Genomic DNA, 16,950 nt, shown 5'->3' on the forward strand with positions numbered 1-16,950 from the left:
GCCCGGAGCGGGCGGTCGGGGTTCGTGGACTGCTGCCGTACGGGGTCAAAGCGGACGTCCGTACGAGGGGGTGTCCGGCCGGGTCAGCGGGGCGTCCGGTCGGGGCAGCGGGGCGCCCGGCCGGGTCAGCGCGAGGCGCGGTTGACCGCGGAGACGACCGCCTTGAGCGAGGCGCGGGTGGTGTTGGCGTCGATGCCGATGCCCCACAGCACCTTGCCGTCGATCGCGCACTCGATGTACGAGGCGGCCTGGGCGCTGGCGCCCTCGCTCATCGTGTGCTCGGTGTAGTCCAGCAGCCGGGCGTCGATGCCGATGGCCTGGAGCGCTTCGAAGAACGCGGAGATCGGGCCGTTGCCCGATCCGGTCAGCACGGTGTCCGCGCCGTCCACGGTGGCCTCGACGGTCAGGGTGTCCGTGCCGTCGGTGTCGGTGGTGGTCTGGCCGGAACGCAGCTGGATACGGCCCCAGGCGTTCTCGGCGTTCGGCAGGTACTCGTCCTGGAAGGTGGACCAGATCTGCGTCGGGGTGACCTCGCCGCCCTCGGCGTCGGTCTTGGCCTGAATGATCCGGGAGAACTCGATCTGCATCCGACGCGGCAGGTCCAGCTTGTGGTCGTTCTTCAGGACGTACGCGATACCGCCCTTGCCGGACTGCGAGTTGACGCGGATGACGGCCTCGTAGGAGCGGCCGACGTCCTTCGGGTCGATCGGCAGGTACGGAACCGCCCACTCGATCTCGTCGACCGTCTTCCCCTGCGCCGCCGCGTCCTTCTCCATCGCGTCGAAGCCCTTCTTGATGGCGTCCTGGTGGGAGCCGGAGAAGGCGGTGTAGACCAGGTCGCCCGCGTACGGGTGGCGCGGGTGGATCTCCATCTGGTTGCAGTACTCGCTGGTGCGGCGGATCTCGTCGATCTGCGAGAAGTCGATCTGCGGGTCCACGCCCTGCGAGAACAGGTTCATGCCCAGGGTGACCAGGTCGACGTTGCCGGTGCGCTCGCCCTGGCCGAACAGGCAGCCCTCGATGCGGTCGGCACCGGCCATGATGGCCAGCTCGGCCGCCGCCACCGCCGTACCCCGGTCGTTGTGCGGGTGGACCGACAGGCAGACGAACTCGCGGCGGGACAGGTTGCGCGACATCCACTCGAAGCGGTCCGCGTGGGTGGAGGGCGTGGAGCGCTCCACGGTGGCGGGCAGGTTCAGGATGATCTCGCGGCCCTCCTCGGGCTGCCAGACGTCACAGACCGCCTCGCAGACCTCCAGGGCGAAGTCCAGCTCGGTGTCGGTGAAGATCTCCGGGCTGTACTGGTAGCCGAAGATCGTCTCGGGGCCCAGGATCTTCTCCGCGTACTCCATCACCAGCCGCGTACCGTCCACCGCGATCTGCTTGACCTGCTCCTTCGACCCCCGGAAGACCACGCGGCGGAAGGTGGGGGCGGTGGCGTTGTACAGGTGGACGGTGGCCCGGCGCGCGCCGACCAGCGACTCGACGGTCCGCTCGATCAGCTCCTCGCGGGCCTGCGTCAGGACGGAGATCGTCACGTCCTCGGGGATCGCGCCCTCTTCGATGATGGAGCGGACGAAGGCGAAGTCGGTCTCGCCGGAGGACGGGAAGCCGACCTCGATCTCCTTGTAGCCCATGCGTACGAGCAGGTCGAACATCTCGCGCTTGCGGGCAGGGCTCATCGGGTCGATCAGCGCCTGGTTGCCGTCGCGCAGATCGGTGGACAGCCAGCGGGGCGCCACGGTGATCCGGTTGTCGGGCCAGGTGCGGTCGGCGATGTCCACGGCCTCGTAACCGCGGTACTTGTGGGCCGGCATCCCGGACGGCTTCTGGAGCTGCGTCGCGTTGGTGACGGGGGTGGGGCGGCCGACAGCGCTCTCGGCGGGGTTCACAGCACCGGCGGGGTTCACGGGCGTGGTCATGACGTAGGGCTCCTCGGGGTCCGACTTGGGGTCGGCCGACGGTGTCGCTGCAGCACCAGACTCCGCGGGGAGGGGGTCGGCCTACGACTACAGGCCCTCGCCGCGGCAGCTAAGGAGAAGCAGCCCGAAACGCATGATGCGACGAGCCTAGCCGAGGGTGGCCCGGGGTGTCGGTCCGTATCAGTATGCGGGACCGGGCATCGATGAGGGGGAAACGGTGACTCATCACTCCATTTCGTCAATCATCGTCGCAACCAGTGACAGCGCGGTGACGGAGTGCCACAGTCGTTCACATGCACCCTCGAACCAACGGTGACGGGCCCCACCCCGTCTTCTGCACCATCGTGCCGCCCCACGTCCTCGACAAGCTGTCGCACTCCGGCGACGCCCGGCTCGCCGGTCCGGCCCGCCGCACCCTGGAGGCCGACGCCCTCCGCCGTGACCGCCGTCGCCTGACAGCCCTGGCCGCCGCGCCCGCCACCCCCACGGCGGGCGCGGTCCCCGCCAAGCCCCACCGCACCCTGTACGACTGCGAGAACGGCACATCCCTGCCGGGCACCAAGGTCCGCGACGAGGGCGACAAACCCACCTCGGACGCCAGCGTCAACCGCGCGTACGCGGGACTCGGCGCCACCTTCGAACTGCTGCTCTCCGCCTACGGGCGCAGTTCGATCGACGGCAAGGGCCTGCCCCTCATCGGCTCCGTCCACTACGGCCACGAGTACAACAACGCGTTCTTCGACGGCGAGCAGATGGTCTTCGGCGACGGTGACGGGGAGATCTTCCTCGACTTCACCTACGCCATCGACGTCATCGCCCACGAACTGGCCCACGGCCTCACCCAGTACACCGCCAACCTGCGCTACGAGGGCCAGTCGGGCGCGCTCAACGAGTCGGTCTCCGACGTGTTCGGCTCGCTGGTCAAGCAGTTCTCGCTGGGCCAGAGCGCCGAGCAGGCCGACTGGCTGATCGGCGCCGGACTGCTGGCGCCGAGGGTCAGCGGGGACGCCCTGCGCTCGATGAAGGCTCCGGGAACGGCGTACGACGACGATGTGCTCGGCAAGGACCCGCAGCCCGCGTCGATGGAGGACTACGTCGAGACGGAGGAGGACAACGGCGGGGTCCACATCAACTCCGGCATCCCCAACCGCGCCTTCTACCTCCTGGCCACCGCCCTGGGCGGCAACGCCTGGGAGCGGGCCGGGCAGATCTGGTTCGACGTGCTGACCGGCGGCGAGCTGACGGCCACCGCGGACTTCGAGGAGTTCGCCCGGCTGACGGTCGCGGCGGCGGGCGCCCGCTTCGGGGAGCGCGGCGAGAAGGAGGCGGTCCTGAAGGCCTGGTCCGAGGTGGGGGTGCGGACGGCGGAGTAGGCGTTCACCGAGCGAGGCGGGCGTAACCGTCTCCGAGCGAGGCGGGCTTGAGCCCGTGACCGGCCCCGGCTAGACAGGACCCCATGCGTATTCAGGTCAGCAGGACCGGCGGCTTCGCCGGCATCTCCCGCCACCATGAGGTCGACACCGAGGGCCGGGAGGACGCGGCGGAGTGGGAGTCGCTCGCCGAGGAGGTCCTCGCCGCCGCTCCGTCCTCCACCGAGGACGGCACCCCGTCCGGCACCCCGGACGCGCCGCCGTCCGGGGTGCCGGACGGATTCCGGTACCGGATCACGGTCGGGGACCGCACCGTGTACTGCGCTGACCCCGATCTGACCGGGGCCCAGCGCACGCTGGTCTCACGCGTCCTGAAGGAGGGCGCGTGAGACCGGCGCATTCGTTCAGGCGAGGCTGGAAGCCCGGGCGCGGCTAGAAGCCGAGCTTCCGCAGCTGCTTCGGGTCGCGCTGCCAGTCCTTCGCGACCTTCACATGCAGGTCGAGGAAGACGGGCGTGCCGAGCAGCGCCTCGATGTGCTTGCGCGACTTCGTGCCGACGTCCTTCAGCCGCTGGCCCTTCGGGCCGATGATGATGCCCTTCTGGCTCGGGCGCTCGATGTAGACGTTGGCGTGGATGTCCAGCAGCGGCTTGTCCGCCGGACGGTTCTCGCGGGGCAGCATCTCCTCGACCACCACCGCGATGGAGTGCGGCAGCTCGTCGCGTACGCCCTCCAGCGCGGCCTCGCGGATCAGCTCCGCGACCATGACCATCTCCGGCTCGTCGGTGAGGTCGCCCTCCGGGTAGAGCGGCGGGCTCTCGGGGAGCAGCGGGGCGATGAGGTCGGCGAGCAGGCCGACCTGCTGGTCCTTGACCGCCGAGACCGGGATGATCTCGGCCCACTCGAAGCCCAGCTCGTCCGCGAGCGCGGAGACCGCGAGGAGCTGTTCGGCCAGCGCCTTCGACTCGACCAGGTCGGTCTTGGTGATGATGGCGATCTTGGGGGTCTTCTTGATCCCCGCGAGCTCCTTGACGATGTACTTGTCGCCGGGGCCGAGCTTCTGGTCGGCGGGCAGGCAGAAGCCGATGACGTCGACCTCGGCCCAGGTGGTCCGTACGACGTCGTTCAGCCGCTCACCGAGGAGCGTGCGCGGCTTGTGGAGGCCGGGGGTGTCGACCAGGATCAGCTGCGCGTCCTCGCGGTGCACGATGCCGCGCACGGTGTGCCGGGTGGTCTGGGGGCGGTTGGAGGTGATCGCCACCTTCTGACCGACCAGAGCGTTCGTGAGGGTGGACTTGCCGGCGTTGGGGCGGCCCACGAAGCAGGCGAAGCCGGCCCGGTGGGGGGAGGTGGTCTCCGTCTGCTGGGCAGCGGATTCTTGGTTCGGGCGAGCGCTCATGGCGACCATTCTCCCCGATCGCGGCGGCGCTCCCGTACAGCGGTCCGTACGGACGCGCCGGAGGGCCGCCGCGAACAGGGGTGGGCCCGGCCCGTCAGCCCGCCGTGACCCGCAGCCGCAGGGTGCCGTCCGGACCCGCGAGGAACACCGGCGTCTCCGGTCCGCCCAGGTCCCGTACGGCCGCGCGGTCCTCGTCGGCGGGGGTCTCGGCGGTGGAGACGACGGCGGCGGCCTCCAGCGAGGTGGCGCCGCTGGCGACGGCCATGGCGACGGCGGTCTGCAGGGCGCTCAGCTTCAGCGACTCCAGCGCCACGGTGCCCGCCACATACGTACGTCCGGTCTCGTCGCGTACGGCGGCGCCCTCGGCCACCCCGTTGCGGGCGCGGGCGCTGCGCGCCAGGGTGACGATCTTGCGGTCCTCGGCGTCGAGGGCGGCGGTGTCGGTGCTGTCGGTCATGGCACGAGCATACGAAGCGGTCCCGGGACCCGTGCGGGTCACCCCGGCACCGGGTACATCGAGCCGCGCCGCCCCTCGGGCGAGGCCAGCCACTGGAGCCTGGCCTCGGTCCCGGTGTCCGGAAGCGGGGTGTGCAGCACGATCGCGAGGTCCGGCCGGGCGGGCACCCGCAGCTGGGTGGCCTCCAGGAACAGGCGGCCGGCGAGCGGGTGCTCGATCTCCTTGCGGTTCTGCCCGGCGGGGACGATGTCGCGCCGCTCCCACAGTTCGGCGAAGATCGCACTGGCCGCCCGCGCCTCCGCCACGACCGCCCGGAAGCCGTCGTCGTCCGGGCACTCCGAGCAGGCCGCCCGGTACTGGGCCACCACCTGCGGGGCGAGCGCCGCCCAACTCGCTCCGGCCCGCGCGCGGTAGACCGGGTCGGTGAAGAAGTCGATCAGGCAGTTCTGCCGGATGCCGGGGCGCATGCCGAGGACCGCGGCGGCCGCGTCGTTGTGGAGGACGGTGTTCCAGTACCGGTCCATGATGTGGGCCGGGTACGGCATCCACGCGTCGATCAGCCGGACCAGCCCGTCGCACATGTCGGCGTGCGCCGGGTCGACCTCGAGCGGGGGCGCGTTCAGCCCGGCCAGGACGTAGAGGTGGCGGCGCTCGGCGCTGCTCAGGCGCAGGACGCGGGCGACGGAGTCCAGCACCTGCGGCGAGACCGTGATGTCGCGGCCCTGCTCCAGCCACTGGTACCAGGAGACCCCGACGCCCGCGAGGACGGCGACCTCCTCACGGCGCAGGCCGGGCGTACGCCGGCGGGCGCCGCCGTCCGGGAGGCCGGCGTCGGCCGGAGTGATCCGGGCCCGCCGGCTCATCAGGAACTCGCGCAGTTCGGCGAGGCGGTGGGCTTTCGCCCCGTCCGTCGTCGCCTGCCGGGCCGGTGTGGCCACGTACTCCCCCTGGTGTCGTGGTGGCGCCCGATCCCCACGTCTCTGCCTGGTGGTGCGGGCAACAGGATAAGTTCCCGCTCCCCGCGGATATTCCGGCCGCCGGAGGGTGGGTCCCATGGCGATCGAAACCCCTGGAACCCCTGTCACCTCAGCTCCCCCGCCCGCCCCGCCCCGGCTCTCCGCACGGGCCCGGCTCATCCTCTTCGTGCTGTGCGCCGCCCAGTTCATGGTGGCGCTCGACTTCTCCGTACTGAATGTCGCCCTGCCCGTCCTGGGCAAGGACCTGGGGCTCTCCACGTCCGGGCTCCAGTGGGCGGTGACCGCGTTCGCGCTGCCGTCGGGCGGGTTCCTGCTGCTGTTCGGGCGGATCGCCGATCTGTACGGGCGGCGCCGGCTGTTCCTCGCCGGGCTCACCCTCTTCGGGGCCTCCTCCCTCCTGGCGACCCTCGCCTGGGACCCGGCCTCCTTCCTTGCCGGGCGGGCCCTCCAGGGGCTCGGGGCGGCGGTGATCGTGCCGACCGGGATGTCCCTGCTGACCACCACGTTCCCGGAGGGCCCGCTGCGGGACCGGGCGCTCGGGATCAGCGGGACGCTGCTCTCGCTCGGCTTCACGGTGGGCATGGTGGCGGGCGGCGTCCTCACCGACACCCTGGGCTGGCGCTCCACGATGGGCCTGCTGACCGTGGCCTCGGTGGTGGTGCTGGTGCTGGCCCCGAAGGTGCTGGAGGAGTCGCGTACGCCGGAGAGTCCCCGGCTCGACGTACCGGGCGCGGTCGCCGTCACCGGCGGACTGCTGGCGCTGATCTACGCCCTGACGACGGCGGCGGAACACGGCTTCGGTGGCGCGGACGTGCTGGTCACCCTGGTCCTCGGCGTCGGGCTGCTGGCCGCGTTCGTGTTCGTGGAGTCCCGGGCGGCGGCCCCGCTGGTCTCGCTGCCGATGCTGCGGCGGCGGACGGTGGCGTTCGGCAACCTGGGCGGGCTGGTGACGTTCTCGATGATGTCCACCGTCGTCTTCGTCCTGACGCTCTACCTCCAGGAGGTCCTGGGCCTCTCCCCGTTCGCCACCGGCCTCGTCTTCGGGGTGCAGGGCGTGCTGTCGGTGGTGGCGGGGATGTACGCGCCCCGCCTGATCGGCCGGATCGGCGCGCGCCGGACCCTGGTGGTGTCGCTGCTCGGCCAGGGGCTGTTCATCGGCGCGCTGCTGGGGCTCGGCACGGAGTCGGGCGTCTGGCCGGCGACGGCCGCGGTCTCCCTGGCGAGCATGTGCCACCTGGGCGCGATCATCGCGTACGGCCTGACCGTGACGTCCGGCGTCCCGAACGAGGAGCAGGGCCTCGCGACCGGGCTGGTCACCACGACCCAGCAGGTGGGGCTGACGGTCGGCATCCCGCTGCTGGGGGTGCTGGCGACGACGCAGGGCGGGCTGTTCGACGGCGTACGGACGGTGGTGGCGCTCGCGGCGGCCGTCCTGCTGGCGGCGGGCGCGGCGGTGGCGGCGGGGCTGCGACGCGGCTGACCGCGTGCCGGTACGTGGAGGGGCCCGCTCCCCACGGGGGAGGAGCGGGCCCGTTCGCGTAACTCCTGTGCTCCCTACGGCCGGTCCAGCTTCAGCCGCTCCGCCTTCGGGAGGCCGGCGACGACCAGGTCGTACGAGTCCTCGATCAGCTCGCGCAGCAGCTTGTCCGGGATGCCGGAGACGGTCACCGTGTTCCAGTGGCGCTTGTTCATGTGCCAGCCGGGGACGATGGCCTTCGGGTGCTCCTCGCGGAGCCGGATCGCCTCGTCCGGGTCGCACTTGAGGTTGACCGTCAGCGGCCGCGCGTCCAGCGAGGTGAGGGCGAACATCTTGCCGAGCACCTTGAAGACCGAGGTCTCCGGGCCGAACGGGAACTCCTCCACGCTCGCGTTGAACTCCAGGCAGAAGGCGCGCAGCCGCTCGGGCGTCATACCGTCTCCGTCTCCGCTTCCTTCTCCTGCGGCTCCACCAGCACCGTGACGATCTTGTTCCGGCGGCCGGCCGGGGACTCGGCGGTGAGCCGGAGCTTGCGGCTGTCGGGCAGGTCGACGACGGCCGACGCACCGGCGATCGGGACCCGGCCGAGCGCCTTGGCGAGCAGTCCGCCGACGGTCTCCACGTCCTCGTCGTCGTACTCGTCGAGCCCGAAGAGGTCGCCGAGGTCCCCGATGTCGAGGCGCGCGGTCACCCGGTAGCAGCCGTTCTCCAGCTCCTGGACGGGCGGCAGCTCGCGGTCGTACTCGTCGGTGATCTCGCCGACGATCTCCTCCAGGATGTCCTCGATCGTGACGATGCCCGCCGTGCCGCCGTACTCGTCGATGACGACGGCGACATGGCTGCGGTCGCGCTGCATCTCGCGCAGCAGGTCCCCGGCGTTCTTGGTGTCGGGGACGAAGGCGGCGGGGCGCATCGCGGTGGAGACCGGGTCGGCCTCGGACTCGCGGTTGATGTGGGTCTTGCGGACCAGGTCCTTGAGGTAGACGATCCCGACGATGTCGTCCTCGTTCTCGCCGGTGACCGGGATCCGGGAGAAGCCGGAGCGCAGGGCGAGGGTGAGGGCCTGGCGGATCGTCTTGAAGCGCTCGATGGAGACCAGATCGGTGCGGGGCACCATCACCTCGCGCACCAGGGTGTCGCCCAGCTCGAAGACCGAGTGCACCATGCGGCGCTCGTCGTCCTCGATCAGCGACTCCGCCTCCGCGAGGTCGACCATCGCCCGCAGCTCCGCCTCACTGGCGAACGGGCCCTTGCGGAACCCCTTGCCCGGGGTGAAGGCGTTGCCGATGAGGATCAGCAGTTGCGGGATCGGGCCCATGATCCGGGCCAGCGGCAGCAGCACGTACGCCGAGGCCGTCGCCGTGTTCAGCGGGTGCTGGCGGCCGATGGTGCGCGGGGAGACCCCGACGGCGACATAGCTGACGAGGACCATCACGCCCATCGCGAAGGCGAGCGCCTCCCAGGTCTCCGGGAACTTCTGGAGGCAGACGTAGGTGACGAGCACCCCGGCCGACACCTCGCAGGCGACCCGCACCAGCAGGGCGACGTTGAGATAGCGCACCGGGTCGGCGGCGACCTGCGCCAGCTTCGCGCTGCCGCGCCGCCCGGCCCGGACCGCCTCGTCCGCCCGGAAACTCGACGTACGGGCGATGCCCGCCTCGGCGCAGGCGGCCAGCCAGCCGACGACGACCAGCGCGACGGCGCCGGTGATCAGGGGCGCGATCACGAGACGGTGGGGGCCGGGGACGCGCCGGTGAGCCCGCGCTCGCCGCGCCAGCCGTCCACGATGGCGGCCTGGAGGCCGAACATCTCGGCCTTCTCCTCGGGCACCTCATGGTCGTACCCCAGCAGGTGCAGCACTCCGTGGACGGTCAGGAGCTGGAGCTCCTCGTCCATGGAGTGCTGCGTCGGTGCCTCTTCGCCCTGCCTCTTCGCGACCTCCGGGCAGAGCACGATGTCACCGAGGAGCCCCTGCGGGGGCTCCTCCTCGTCCTTGGCCGGCGGACGGAGCTCGTCCATCGGGAAGGACATGACATCGGTCGGACCGGGGAGGTCCATCCACTGGATGTGCAGCTGCTCCATGGCGTCGGTGTCCACCACGATCACCGAGAGCTCGGACAGCGGGTGGATCCGCATCCGGGCCAGTGCGTAGCGGGCGATGTCGAGGATCGCCTGCTCGTCGACCTCGGTTCCGGACTCGTTGTTGACGTCGATCGACATGGTGCGCTGCGACTACTTCCCTTTACGGCGGTCGCGTCGGCCGTCTTCCCGGCCGTCCGCCTGACCGTCCTGCTGACCGTTTCGGCTGTCGTACTTCTCGTACGCGTCGACGATACGGCCGACGAGCTTGTGCCGGACGACATCCTGGGAGGTGAGACGCGAGAAGTGCACGTCGTCCAGGCCCTCCAGGATCTCCTGGACCTGGCGCAGCCCGCTCTTGGTCCCGCTCGGCAGGTCGACCTGGGTGATGTCACCGGTGATGACGATCTTGGAGTCGAAGCCGAGGCGGGTGAGGAACATCTTCATCTGCTCGGCGCTGGTGTTCTGCGCCTCGTCGAGGATGATGAACGCGTCATTGAGCGTGTTGTGCGTCAGCAGGTAGTCCTGGGTGACGTACAGCGAGTCCTCCGCCGCCACCTGGATGCAGACCGCCTCTTCACGCCCGGCCGGTTCGATGCTGTCGATGAATCGCATGGGACGACCGCCGCCGCCGGCCGCCCGGTACTTCTCTGCCTTGCGGGCGAGCCGGAAGGGCTCGATGCCTTCGGGGAGGCGGATGTCGACGACGTGGGCGTCGTAGCGGTGGTGGACCGGCCGACCCTTGGCAAGTCCGGGCGCCCGGCCTGCCGCCGGTCGGCGGCGTGTATAGGCGACTCCGCCGAGCGACTGAACCAGTGCGATCACATCGTCGCGAAGGACGATCGAGGCGGTCGAGTACTGGATACGGCAGGTGCGATCCGACTGCGTGACCGGACCGCCATCGGCGTCGAGAAGGCCTTGGAGCACGCCGAGGCGGACCTCGGCGGAGTTGTGCAAATAGTCGTCCGGAACGAACTTCGAGTGGGACCGGCTCCCGAGAAGGTCCAGCTGACGCAGGATCGCGGTGACAGGGTTCTCCAGCGTCACCACGTCGCCCGGCGCCTTGGTCCGGTTCAGCACATAGTCCGGCCCGCCCCTGTGGCGCAGGGTGACGCCGGTGAGCGCTCCTTGCAGGGCCTCGGCAAGCTCCTGGTCCTCGGTGGCGAACGACGGTGTGGTGGAGCCGGTGAGGCAGCCGTCGCCCAGCAGCAGACCCAGTGCGTACGGGTCCATCGGGACCTCGCGCTCGGGGAAGCTGACGGGCGCGGTAAGCATCGGCAGCTCGTAGCGACGCGCGTGCGCCGCCCGGAGATTGCCGATCATCTCCTTGGTCTCCAGAACCCGCCACGGCTTGTCGCGGCGGCGGTCGGAGGCGGTCCGGACCGTCCACAGGTGCTCGCCGCAGCACAGGGTCCAGGAGCCGTCCTGAGCGCTGACACGGTAGATGTCCTTCTCGCCCTGCGGGTAGACGCCGAGGACAGGGGTCGGCTCGCCGTTGGAGCCGATGACAAGGTCACCCACCTCAAGGCTGCCGATGGGCCGCCAGCCGTCGGGCGTCAGCACGTTGGTGAAGACCGGCTGGGCGCGGCCCCGCATGTACGCCAGCGGCGCCACCTCGATCGTGCCCGCCGCCATCAGGCGCGGGATCGAGTCGGGGTCGAGCATGTCGTGCAGGGCGTCGTAGAGCGGGCGCAGATACGGGTCGATCTTGTCGAAGAGGGTGCCCGGGAGGAAGCCGAGCCGCTCCCCCGCCTCGACCGCGGGGCGGGTCAGGATGATGCGGCTGACCTGCTTGGCCTGGAGCGCCTGGACTGCCTTGGCCATGGCCAGATAGGTCTTGCCGGTGCCCGCGGGGCCGATGCCGAAGACGATCGTGTGCTGGTCGATCGCGTCGACGTACCGCTTCTGGTTGAGCGTCTTGGGGCGGATGGTGCGGCCGCGGTTGGAGAGGATGTTCTGGGTGAGCACCTCGGCGGGTGTCTCGCCCTGGGGGTCTCCCTCGCCGGTGCCGGCCGCCCTGAGCATGGCGATCGACCGTTCCACTGCGTCCTCCGTCATCGGCGCTCCGGTGCGGAGCACGAGCATCATCTCGTCGAACAGGCGCTGGATGAGGGCGACGTCGGCCGCCTCGCCCGTGGCGCTGATCTCGTTGCCCCGGACATGGATGTCGGCCGCCGGGAAGGCCTCTTCGATCACGCGCAACAGCGAGTCACCCGATCCGAGGAGCATCACCATGGGGTGAGCGGCCGGGATCCGGATCTGGGCACGCGCCTGCGGCTGTGTGGGTGTCTGAGTCATGGGCCGGCCCTCGGGCCTGCGCATACCTCCCGTTGCAGGGCTGTCGCTGCTCGACAACCTCTGGATCACCAAGCCTACGACTTGGCAGTGACAACGCAGAGTCCTTTTACCGGCCGTGTGTACGAGGAGTCCTCTGCCGACTCACTGGCGGAAGCCGATCGTGGGGACCGCGCGCCGCAGCGGCCAGGCGCGGGCCGTGGTGGGGAGCAGCTCCTCCAGGAACGCGTACCGCTCCAGGGCGGTGGGGTCCTGGTCGTCGAGGGTGCGGATGCGCTGCCACCAGGCGGCGATCTCGGCCCAGCCGGGTGCGGAGAGCGAGCCGCCGAACTCCTGGACCGAGAGGGCGGCGGTCAGCCCGGCGAAGGCGAGGCGGTCGGCGAGCGGCCAGTCGGCGAGGGTGCCGGTGACGAAGCCGGCCACGAAGACGTCCCCGGCGCCGGTCGGGTCGAGGGCCTCCACCTCGATGGCGGGCACCTGGGCGGCGGACCCGGTGCGCCCGTCGACGGCGTACGCGCCTTCGGCACCCAGGGTGACCACGGCGAGCGGGACGCGTTCCGCGAGGGCGTGGGCGGCGGCGCGCGGACAGTCGGTGCGGGTGTAGCGCATCGCCTCCTCGGCGTTGGGCAGGAACGCCTCGCAGTGCGCCAGGTCGGGCAGCGCGTCCAGGTCCCAGCGGCCGGTCTCGTCCCAGCCGACATCGGCGAAGATCAGCGCGCCGTGCCGGGCGGCGGTGGCCACCCAGGGTTCGCTGCGGCCCGGGACGAGCGAGGCGATCGCGGCGCGGGCGCGCGGGGGGCACTGGGGGAAGGCGGGGTTGGGGGCGGCAGTGGGGGCGGTCTCCGTGGAGCCCGCCCCCGCCTGGCCCGGAACGGCCGAAGGGGCCGGGGCCTCGTGGCCGTGGGAGACCATCGTGCGCTCGCCCTCGTACGCCATCGAGACCGTGACCGGGGAGTGCCAGCCGGGAACGGTGCGCGACATCGACAGGTCGATGCCCTCGCCCTGTTCGAGGGCGTCCCAGCAGTACTCGCCGTAGTGGTCGTCGCCGAAGGCGGCGGCCAGCGAGGTGTGCAGGCCGAGGCGGGCGAGCGCGGTCGCCATGTTGGCGACGCCGCCGGGGCTGGAGCCCATGCCGCGCGCCCAGGACTCGGTGCCGCGCACGGGCGCGCTGTCGAGGCCGGTGAAGATGATGTCGAGGAAGACCGTGCCCGTCAGGAAGACGTCGCAGGCGGGGTCCTGCGGGGCGCGCAGCGCCAGCAGCGGGTCGATTCCTGGAGTGTCAGTGCTCACCGTGCGCTCCCCGGCCGTGCGGCAGATCTGGACAGTGTGAGATCCGGCCAGTCTGCCCGATTCGGGGTCGGGGGCGGAGCCTCCCCGCCGATGAGGACCCGGCCGACATGCCACCCTGACCTGCATAAACATGCGCTGTTACCCGGCCTCCGAGCGCATAAACGCATAAGTGACCCAGATCACGGCGGGGCGACTTTCGGGCGGCCGGGAGCGCTTGATACAAATTGCCCCGCGAGCACCTTCGGGGACGTTGCCCGACGAGAGCCGCACTTATCGCATCTCCCGCATTTCCCCGTACTCCCTCGCATTCTCCCCCTTCCCGTGCGCCGGGCATCGCGCTGCCCTGCCCTGCGCGCGTCGCAGCACCCTCTCCCCCTCCCCCCCTGCCTGCTCAGGCATGTCTTCAGGAACGCCCATGTCGTCGCGCCGTGCCGCGTGGCCCTTGGTTGCCGTCTTCACCGCCGGCTACCTCGCCTCCTATCTGCTCCCCACCATCGTCGGCCGCCTCAGCGTCCATCTCGGGCTGACTCCCGCGCAGGCGGGCCTGGTCGGCAGTGCTCTGCTGCTGAGCTCGGCGAGTGCCGGGTTCACCCTGGCGGGCCGGGTCGAGCGGTACGGGTCCCGTACCCCGGCCCGCGTCGGTCTGGTGCTGGCCGCCGTCGGGTACGGCTCCGCGGCGCTGGCCGGGTCCGTGCCGCTGGTGGTGGCCTCCGTGATGGTCGGCGGCTTCGGCTCGGGGGCGGCGACGGCGGTCGCGGCGGCGGGGATCGCCGCACAGCGCGACCCGCACCGGACGTCCTCGCTCGGGCTGCTCACCGTCTCCGCCACGGCGGGCGCCCTCTATCTGACGATCCCGCACCTGGGCGGCGGCCACCGGCTCCCGTTCGCCGCGATCGCCCTGGTCGCCCTGCTCGTCTGGCCCGCGACCACCCGGCTGAACGGCCCCACGGCCCCCGAGGAGTCCGCCTCGCGGATCACCGGCCGCCTGCCGCACCGCCGTTCCGGTCTCGTCCTGGCAGGCGGGATGCTCGTCTGGTCCATGGCGCAGAACGCGCTCTGGGGCGTCAGCAGCCGCATCGGCGTGGTGCAGGTGGGGCTCTCCGAGGTGACCGTCGGCGCGGTGTTCGCCGCCGCCCTCGGCGCGGGTCTGCTGGGCGTCATGGGCGCCGGGGTGCTCGGCGCCCGGGTGGGCCGGGCGGTGCCGATCGGGCTGGGGACCGTGGTCATCGCGGGGAGCATCGTGGTCAGCTCCTCGGCCCGGGACCTGGGCTCGTTCGCGACCGGCGAGATCCTGTGGAACACCGTCTACCCGGTGGTCCTCTCCTACCTGATCGGTCTGGCCGCCTCCCTGGACGTACGCGGCCGCTGGGCGGTCCTGGCGGGCTCGGCCTCCTCCGTGGGCGTGGCCTGCGGCCCGCTGCTGGGCAGCGTGCTCTCCGAGGAGGCCGGCTACCCGGCGATGGGGCTGATCCTGGGGGCGGCCACGCTGCTGGTCGCCGCGCCCGTGACCGCCGTGGCCCTGCACACCGGTGGCCGTCCGCTGGTGCCCGGCTCGGTCCGCCGCCGTGGTGGCGCCCCGGCCGCGCTGCTGGCCGCCACCACCGGCAGCCTGTCCGGTGCGGTGCCGAAGCTCGGCTCACCTGAGCAGGCCGTCACCGAACTCCGCGTACGGCGCAGGCGGCTGGTGCGCAGCGCGATCCGGACGGCCGGTCCGGACGGCGGTCCCGGTCAGTCGAACGCGTACGCCTCGACCTCGGACAGGTAGCGCGCCCTGCGCTCCTCGTCGTGGTCGAGGAAGGCCGCCTCGAAGGAGTTCCGGGCCAGGGTGCGCAGCTGCTCCGGGTCGAGCGCGAGCGCGTCCCGTACGGCGTCGAAGTTGTCCCCGGCGTACCCGCCGAAGTAGGCGGGGTCGTCGGAGTTGACCGTGCAGAGGAGCCCCGCCGCCATCATCTCCGGCAGCGGGTGGTCCTTCAGCGTGTCGACCGTGCGCAGCCGTACGTTGGAGAGCGGGCAGAGCGTCAGCGGCACCCGGTCCGCGACCAGCCGCGCCACCAGCTCGGGGTCCTCCATGCAGCGCAGCCCGTGGTCGACGCGCTCCACGCCGAGGATGTCCAGCGCCTCGCGGATGTAGGACGGCGGCCCCTCCTCCCCCGCGTGCGCCACCTTGCGCAGGCCGAGCGCGGTGGCCGCCTCGTACACCTCGCGGAACTTGGCGGGCGGGTGGCCGACCTCGGCGGAGTCCAGGCCCACGGCGCTGATCCGGTGGAGGTACGGGCGGGCCGCGTCCAGGGTGCCGAGGGCGGCTTCGGCGGAGAGGTCGCGCAGGAAGCAGAGGATGAGCTGGGTGGAGATGCCGTGGATCTCCTCGCTGCGCTCCAGCGCCCGGCTCAGCCCCTCGATGACCGTGCCGATCGGGACGCCGCGGGCGGTGTGGGCCTGCGGGTCGAAGAAGATCTCGGCGTGCCGGACGCCTTGGGTGGCGGCGCGGGCGAGGTAGGCGTCGGCGAGTTCGGTGAAGTCCTCCTCCGTCCGCAGCACGGCCATGAGCGCGTAGTAGAGGTCCAGGAAGGACTGGAGGTCCTCGAACTGGTAGGCCCTGCGCAGCTCTTCGGTGGTGGCGTACGGCAGGGTCACCCCGTTGCGTTCGGCGAGGGCGAAGGCGAGCTCGGGTTCGAGGGTGCCTTCGATGTGGAGGTGGAGTTCTGCCTTGGGGAGGTGCACGGTGTCTCGCAAACGGTGGTGCTGGTGGGGTCAGTGGTGGTGCCGGGGTGGGAGCGGGACTCTGATCAGGTCCTGCGCGACGGTGAGTTCGCCGTCGAACCCGGCGGCCCGCGCCTGGGTCTCGAAGAGTTCGGGGTCGCTGTAGCGCTGCGAGAAGTGGGTCAGCACCAGATGGCGTACGCCGGACTCCTTCGCCACCCGAGCGGCCTGTCCTGCGGTCAGGTGGCCGTGGTCGGTGGCGAGCTTCTCGTCCTCGTCGAGGAAGGTCGACTCGATGACGAGCATGTCGCACCCCTCGGCGAGCGCGTACACCCCGTCGCAGAGCCGGGTGTCCATGACGAACGCGAACCGCTGCCCGCGCCGGTGCTCGGAGACCTGCTCCAGGGTGACGCCGCCGAGTGCGCCCGCACGCTGGAGGCGGCCGACGTCCGGCCCGGCGATCCCGTGTTCCTCGAGGAGGGCGGGCAGCATGCGGCGGCTGTCGGGCTCGGTGAGGCGGTAGCCGTACGACTCGACGGGGTGCGAGAGCTTGTGGCTGTCCAGCGTGTACGAGGGCGTGGTGGCGAGGACCCCGCCGGTTCCGGCGACCGGGGTCTCGGTGAGCCGGACGGTCTCGCGGTAGGCGGTGGCGTACCGCAGCCGGTCGAAGAAGTGCTGCCCGCTCGCCGGGTAGTGGGCGGTGACGGGGTGCGGGACCTGGTCGAGGTTGATGCGCTGGATCACCCCGGCGAGCCCGAGGGAGTGGTCGCCGTGGAAGTGGGTGACGCAGATCCGGTCGATGTCGTGCGCGGCGACCCCGGCCCGGAGCATCTGGCGCTGGGTGCCCTCGCCGGGATCGAAGAGGATGCCCTCGCCGTCCCAGTGCAGCAGATAGCCGTTGTGGTTGCGGTGCCGGGTGGGGACCTGGCTGGCGGTGCCGAGCACCACCAGCTCGCGTACGGACATGGGGAAACGCTCCTGCGCT

At 71.3% G+C, this 16,950-nt stretch carries 15 protein-coding genes; 4 read left to right on the forward strand and 11 right to left on the reverse strand.

Features of this window, described 5'->3' with window-relative positions; translation table 11 throughout:
* Nucleotides 1–125 precede the first annotated feature (125 nt).
* On the reverse strand, nt 126–1,922 hold the full coding sequence (leuA, locus tag IF17_RS0107455) for a 2-isopropylmalate synthase (RefSeq protein ID WP_030563403.1): 1,797 nt from the start codon (nt 1,920–1,922) through the stop codon (nt 126–128).
* 293 nt (nt 1,923–2,215) lie between these two features.
* Here leuA and IF17_RS0107460 point away from each other — a divergent pair, with 293 nt between their 5' ends.
* Both IF17_RS0107460 and IF17_RS0107465 read left to right on the forward strand, forming a co-directional pair.
* Nucleotides 2,216–3,295: a M4 family metallopeptidase gene (locus IF17_RS0107460; protein ID WP_030563406.1), complete on the forward strand. Its 1,080-nt coding sequence runs from the start codon at nt 2,216–2,218 to the stop codon at nt 3,293–3,295.
* Between the two features lie 83 nt (nt 3,296–3,378).
* Nucleotides 3,379–3,681, forward strand: coding sequence for a protealysin inhibitor emfourin (locus IF17_RS0107465; RefSeq protein ID WP_030563408.1), 303 nt, complete (start codon nt 3,379–3,381; stop codon nt 3,679–3,681).
* Between the two features lie 43 nt (nt 3,682–3,724).
* On the opposite strand, the gene era is transcribed toward IF17_RS0107465, so the two are convergent.
* The 3 genes from era to IF17_RS0107480 all read right to left on the reverse strand — a co-directional run bounded on the left by era (nt 3,725) and on the right by IF17_RS0107480 (nt 6,085).
* Nucleotides 3,725–4,699 carry a GTPase Era gene (gene era, locus IF17_RS0107470; RefSeq protein ID WP_030563410.1) on the reverse strand — a complete coding sequence of 325 codons (975 nt, stop codon included), beginning with the start codon at nt 4,697–4,699 and terminating at the stop codon, nt 3,725–3,727.
* Between the two features lie 85 nt (nt 4,700–4,784).
* Nucleotides 4,785–5,147: a cytidine deaminase gene (locus IF17_RS0107475; protein WP_030563412.1), complete on the reverse strand. Its 363-nt coding sequence runs from the start codon at nt 5,145–5,147 to the stop codon at nt 4,785–4,787.
* Nucleotides 5,148–5,185: 38 nt separating this feature from the next.
* A complete protein-coding gene (locus IF17_RS0107480) occupies nt 5,186–6,085 on the reverse strand; it encodes a helix-turn-helix transcriptional regulator (protein ID WP_030563414.1) in 900 nt (299 codons plus the stop codon).
* Nucleotides 6,086–6,200: 115 nt separating this feature from the next.
* On the opposite strand from IF17_RS0107480, the gene IF17_RS0107485 reads away from it, so the two are divergent.
* Nucleotides 6,201–7,604 carry an MFS transporter gene (locus IF17_RS0107485; RefSeq protein WP_030563416.1) on the forward strand — a complete coding sequence of 468 codons (1,404 nt, stop codon included), beginning with the start codon at nt 6,201–6,203 and terminating at the stop codon, nt 7,602–7,604.
* A gap of 74 nt (nt 7,605–7,678) precedes the next feature.
* Here the strand turns inward: IF17_RS0107485 and IF17_RS0107490 are convergent, their stop codons facing one another.
* The 5 genes from IF17_RS0107490 to IF17_RS0107510 all read right to left on the reverse strand — a co-directional run bounded on the left by IF17_RS0107490 (nt 7,679) and on the right by IF17_RS0107510 (nt 13,265).
* Nucleotides 7,679–8,035 carry an MmcQ/YjbR family DNA-binding protein gene (locus IF17_RS0107490; protein WP_030563417.1) on the reverse strand — a complete coding sequence of 119 codons (357 nt, stop codon included), beginning with the start codon at nt 8,033–8,035 and terminating at the stop codon, nt 7,679–7,681.
* The gene (locus IF17_RS0107495; RefSeq protein ID WP_018511553.1) at nt 8,032–9,327 is read right to left on the reverse strand and encodes a hemolysin family protein; all 1,296 of its coding nucleotides are present in this window, start codon (nt 9,325–9,327) and stop codon (nt 8,032–8,034) included. Before IF17_RS0107495 ends, IF17_RS0107490 begins: the two co-directional genes overlap by 4 nt.
* Entirely contained in the window at nt 9,324–9,821 is a 498-nt protein-coding gene (gene ybeY / locus IF17_RS0107500; protein ID WP_030563420.1) for an rRNA maturation RNase YbeY, read from the reverse strand. The genes IF17_RS0107495 and ybeY overlap by 4 nt, the downstream gene beginning before the upstream one ends.
* Nucleotides 9,822–9,833: 12 nt before the next feature.
* The gene (locus IF17_RS0107505; RefSeq protein ID WP_030563422.1) at nt 9,834–11,978 is read right to left on the reverse strand and encodes a PhoH family protein; all 2,145 of its coding nucleotides are present in this window, start codon (nt 11,976–11,978) and stop codon (nt 9,834–9,836) included.
* A 141-nt stretch (nt 11,979–12,119) separates the two neighbouring features.
* The gene (locus IF17_RS0107510) at nt 12,120–13,265 is read right to left on the reverse strand and encodes a carbohydrate kinase family protein (protein WP_030563424.1); all 1,146 of its coding nucleotides are present in this window, start codon (nt 13,263–13,265) and stop codon (nt 12,120–12,122) included.
* A 415-nt stretch (nt 13,266–13,680) separates the two neighbouring features.
* Here IF17_RS0107510 and IF17_RS0107515 point away from each other — a divergent pair, with 415 nt between their 5' ends.
* A complete protein-coding gene (locus tag IF17_RS0107515; protein WP_030563425.1) occupies nt 13,681–15,030 on the forward strand; it encodes an MFS transporter in 1,350 nt (449 codons plus the stop codon).
* Here the strand turns inward: IF17_RS0107515 and IF17_RS0107520 are convergent.
* Nucleotides 14,994–15,986 carry an adenosine deaminase gene (locus IF17_RS0107520; protein ID WP_030563427.1) on the reverse strand — a complete coding sequence of 331 codons (993 nt, stop codon included), beginning with the start codon at nt 15,984–15,986 and terminating at the stop codon, nt 14,994–14,996. The genes IF17_RS0107515 and IF17_RS0107520 overlap by 37 nt on opposite strands.
* Nucleotides 15,987–16,016: 30 nt before the next feature.
* Nucleotides 16,017–16,931 carry a ribonuclease Z gene (locus IF17_RS0107525; protein ID WP_030563430.1) on the reverse strand — a complete coding sequence of 305 codons (915 nt, stop codon included), beginning with the start codon at nt 16,929–16,931 and terminating at the stop codon, nt 16,017–16,019.
* Between the last annotated feature and the right edge of the window lie 19 nt (nt 16,932–16,950).

It is taken from the genome of Streptomyces cyaneofuscatus, assembly GCF_000718135.1.
In the GTDB taxonomy this organism is placed as follows: domain Bacteria; phylum Actinomycetota; class Actinomycetes; order Streptomycetales; family Streptomycetaceae; genus Streptomyces; species Streptomyces cyaneofuscatus.

Bases quoted from the DNA above. Each gene is read 5' to 3' on its own strand.
- IF17_RS0107515 (WP_030563425.1), top strand. From the start codon at position 13,681: ATGTCGTCGCGCCGTGCCGCGTGGCCCTTGGTTGCCGTCTTCACCGCC.
- ybeY (WP_030563420.1), bottom strand. From the start codon at position 9,821: ATGTCGATCGACGTCAACAACGAGTCCGGAACCGAGGTCGACGAGCAG.
- IF17_RS0107475 (WP_030563412.1), bottom strand. From the start codon at position 5,147: ATGACCGACAGCACCGACACCGCCGCCCTCGACGCCGAGGACCGCAAG.
- IF17_RS0107490 (WP_030563417.1), bottom strand. From the start codon at position 8,035: ATGACGCCCGAGCGGCTGCGCGCCTTCTGCCTGGAGTTCAACGCGAGC.
- IF17_RS0107525 (WP_030563430.1), bottom strand. From the start codon at position 16,931: ATGTCCGTACGCGAGCTGGTGGTGCTCGGCACCGCCAGCCAGGTCCCC.
- leuA (WP_030563403.1), bottom strand. From the start codon at position 1,922: ATGACCACGCCCGTGAACCCCGCCGGTGCTGTGAACCCCGCCGAGAGC.
- IF17_RS0107485 (WP_030563416.1), top strand. From the start codon at position 6,201: ATGGCGATCGAAACCCCTGGAACCCCTGTCACCTCAGCTCCCCCGCCC.
- IF17_RS0107505 (WP_030563422.1), bottom strand. From the start codon at position 11,978: ATGACTCAGACACCCACACAGCCGCAGGCGCGTGCCCAGATCCGGATC.
- era (WP_030563410.1), bottom strand. From the start codon at position 4,699: ATGGTCGCCATGAGCGCTCGCCCGAACCAAGAATCCGCTGCCCAGCAG.
- IF17_RS0107465 (WP_030563408.1), top strand. From the start codon at position 3,379: ATGCGTATTCAGGTCAGCAGGACCGGCGGCTTCGCCGGCATCTCCCGC.
- IF17_RS0107460 (WP_030563406.1), top strand. From the start codon at position 2,216: ATGCACCCTCGAACCAACGGTGACGGGCCCCACCCCGTCTTCTGCACC.